The 2,964-nt window shown below is 62.5% G+C and carries 2 protein-coding genes; both read right to left on the bottom strand.

All coding sequences use genetic code 11. The annotated features are described in order from the left end of the window. Window positions 1-26 precede the first annotated feature (26 nt). The gene (locus PSV43_RS15630) at window positions 27-1,613 is read right to left on the bottom strand and encodes a HAMP domain-containing sensor histidine kinase (protein ID WP_300199212.1); all 1,587 of its coding nucleotides are present in this window, start codon (window positions 1,611-1,613) and stop codon (window positions 27-29) included. Then, a partial coding sequence (locus tag PSV43_RS15625; RefSeq protein ID WP_300199209.1) for a hypothetical protein occupies window positions 1,610-2,964 on the bottom strand: 1,355 nt, incomplete at its 5' end. The genes PSV43_RS15630 and PSV43_RS15625, both read right to left, overlap by 4 nt.

Below are 2,964 nucleotides of genomic sequence, written 5' to 3'. Positions count from 1 at the left end.
CTCGCAGTCAAATCGTCCTCGGTCTCCTACTCGAACTCGTCCTCGATTTTAGGGCTGCGCAATATCAACGGCAGGCGAAACTCAAAGCAAGTCCCCTTCTCACTCGGAGCGAGTTGCAGCGTGCCGCCCATGCGCTGCGCGAGATCACGGGCGATGCTGAGGCCGAGACCGGCTCCGCTGACGCCGGCCTGCACGCGGTCGTCGACACGATAGAAGGGCTCGAAAATGCGTGCGGCTGCGCTGGTGGCGATGCCGGGTCCGGCATCGCTCACGGTGAGGAAAAATTCGCTGGCGCTTTGGCGCGTGTAAACGGCGGCGGCAGCACCTGGCGCATACTTTTCGACGTTGGAGAGCAGGTTCGCGGTGATCTGCGCCAGAGCATCGGCGTCGAGCACGGCCTTGGTTTTTTCGCCTTCGTGGGTGCGAGTCAGGGCGATGTGGCGGCGCAGCAGGGCGGGCTCAAACTGGCGCACGATGCCGGTCACAATCGCGGCAGGCTGGCAGGGGGCGGCGTTGAGTTTCAGGCGGCCTTCCTCCTGGCGAGAAAAGGTCAGCACGTTTTCGATGAGGCGGCTGAGACGCCCCGCTTCTTCACGCACGAGAGCGAAGCGGCTGGTGGCGGAGTCGGGCACGGATTCTTCGATCACGTCGAGATTGAGCAGGATGTTCGTCATCGGCGTGCGCAGTTCGTGGGAGACGCGGTTCACAAAGGACACGCGCTGCTGCGCCAGCAGGGCGGCACGGCGCTGAAGGATGCTCATGCCGATGCCGCAGCCTGCGACGAGAACGGCGAGTGCGAGTGCGCCCGCAAGCGTGGGCAGATGGTAGCCCACCGAGATGCCGCGCTCATCCCAAGAGACGATCTGCCAGCCGCCAAAGCGAGAGACGACGGGGGCCAGCAAATCGGGTGGGCGCTTGGGCAGCCTGCCGACCGAGCGCAGTTGCAGTCCGTGGGAGTCCTGCACGGCATCCGGCCCGCCGAGTTTTTCAACCGCACGGAAGCCTGATTCCAGCCAGGTTTTAAAGTACCCACTCATCGCCGTTTCGACCGCTGAACGGTCGAGGGTCAGCACCACGGCGGTGCCGAGCAACTGAACGTAGAACATCAGCGGCTTGCCGGGTTCATCGATCCAGGCGGAGCTTTGCGAGCCTGCATCGGCGAAGATGGTTTTGGCATCGAGCAGCACGCGCGGGCGCGGCAGGCCGCTGTGTTCTTTTTCGAGGGTCGGCTGCGGCAGTGGCGGGGCGGCGGGAAAGCCGATGCTGAGATGCGTCTCCGGGCTGGCGCTTTTATAAAACAACCAGGACACACGCACGATGCCCTCGACGTTTTGGGCGATCTGCCGTGCGGACTCTCTGTCGCGCATGGACTGCGTGAGCAGAGCGCCGGCGCTTTTGAGGTGGCCTTCATAGAGGTCCTCCAGCTTGCGTGCCTCGGTTTGCAGGGCGCTCCCCAGCGTCAGTTGCGCCTGCCGCTCGCGCCCGCGGCGTGTCTCGGTCTCGCGGTGTGCCACGCTGATCCCACCCGCAGCGATGCAGCAGGCAAGCGCGAGCATCATGCCGAGCATGAAGCTCGCGCCCGAGATCGGCGGATGTGCGGCGGATGTGCTCATTCCAGGTTCACATCCATGAACAGCAGCCAGATGCGGCCTTCATCCTTGTGCTCGTTTGCGCCGGTGTCTCCGGGTGGATTCAGCGTGCCGATCAAGGCCGTGGTGCCGACGACCTGCGTGTAACCGGTGGTGAACTTCTGGCACGAAATCAACGGCAGCTCGGGATAGTGCTCATTCCAGTTCATGTCCTTCAAATTGCCCGTCGTGTGGACATATTCAGGAGCCAGAACCAAGTCGGCAAAGGCATGGTCCGCACCGAGAACCGCCTCCACTTCCAAACTAAAACCCAGGCTACGGCGCTCAAATTTAGAAGTACTCGCCAGACTGGTCGTTTTGGCTGGAGGGCCCTCGCTCGGAGGCCAAAACACAGTGCCGTAGGTGTATAGACGTCCCGATTGATGCCGGGCGCGTGTCCCTGACTGGGCGCAAATCGTGAAGACATGCTCCAGCACCGCCTCTTTGGAGGCCAGCAGTGGTTTCAGCTCCGCAAAGCATGCTGCGCCATCGGTGGGATGTTTTTTGAGCAGTTCCCAGCCTTTCATGCGGTTCAGCGAGATCACGCGCTCGGTCAGCAGCAGATTGCCCGTGCTTGTTTTCGCAGGCTGCGCGGGGGCCGTCAGCGTGGCGACTTGCAAGGTGGCAAACACCAGGGTGATGGCCCCCGGCTGCGAATCATTCAGCGTGGAAATGAGTGATGGCACACCGGCTACCATACGGCAACTGGACGTGCCCTCCTTTTCAAATATATCCATCACGGGCACACCGGCCAAGGTGGTGTCCGCTTTGTAGGGTCGAAAGCCGAGAAACCGATCTCGATTGAACGAATGCGTGACGCCCGCCGCACCGGCATCGGCTTCCAATGTCGGTTCAAACTCAAAGCGGTCGCCGAGTGGGTGCATCTCAAAGGCCGTGGGGTATTGGAGTCCCGCACGATCAGCGACATCAAACTCCGTCGGACAAATCAACTCGTCAGAACACTCCAGGCTGCTGCGTGTGCCGCTCTTGCCAGTGATCCAATGGCAGCCATCCAGTTTGGCGCTGCCAGCCGTCACCGCTGCCAGCACATTCGCGTGCAGTTTGTCGCGACCGTCCGGGGCATCGAGCAGCGCGGCGTAGTCGGCCTGCGGCAGGGTGAAGGTTTCGACGAGGCAGAGGATATTTTGAGGTGCCTCGGCCGCCGCCGGTTTGTCGGAGATGGCAGAGCCGCTGGTGGCAGAGGCCGCTCCCGCAGCCTTCCTGTCTTTGACGAACGGATCCTTGGGCTGGTCCTGCGCGGTGAGCAGGCTGGCACAGGCGAGGAAGAGGCAGAGGTGGAGTTTCATGGTGCCGGGAGAGTGGCGCATGGGGGGCA

It is taken from the genome of Prosthecobacter sp., from assembly GCF_029946185.1.
Lineage (GTDB): Bacteria > Verrucomicrobiota > Verrucomicrobiia > Verrucomicrobiales > Verrucomicrobiaceae > Prosthecobacter.
The sequence above is the reverse complement of the archived record's forward strand: the minus strand, read 5'-3'. Positions and strand labels throughout refer to the sequence as shown.